Source organism: Dellaglioa sp. CoH-57-MRSF-22 (genome assembly GCF_056781895.1).
The window spans coordinates 1-349 of record NZ_JBXAXT010000137.1; the positions used below are offsets into that span (position 1 = coordinate 1).

Annotated in this window: 1 protein-coding gene; it reads right to left on the minus strand. The window is 53.6% G+C overall.

Translation table 11 applies throughout. The features are described from left to right. The coding region (locus tag AC1RPR_RS08555) for a hypothetical protein (protein WP_481763524.1) at positions 1–349 on the minus strand (349 nt) is incomplete at both ends.

Sequence of the window (349 nt, forward strand, 5' to 3'; positions counted from 1 at the left end):
TATTTTATCTGCTTCACGTGATCGATGAACGATTCTTCCGTAATCTCATCCCCAATTGCGCCTTGCAGGATTTTGACTTGATCGCCCATTGACTCGGAGAAGGCGACAAGCCGCGTGATTTCCTGCGCATCCGTGAACGAACGCTGAAGCTTGCTCAACCGTGCCTTGATCTTGGTGACGCGTTCTTTAAGCTTCATCAGCCCATCGCGCGGTACGAGCCCCTCTCTGTCGCGTTCAACCTGCGCGCGCAGCTCATCATAGGCGGCTCGGACCTTTCCGAGCTTCGTGAGTTCTGCGGCGTATAGCTTACGCTCTGCATCCATCTTGTCGAGATCGAAGAACTCGGTTA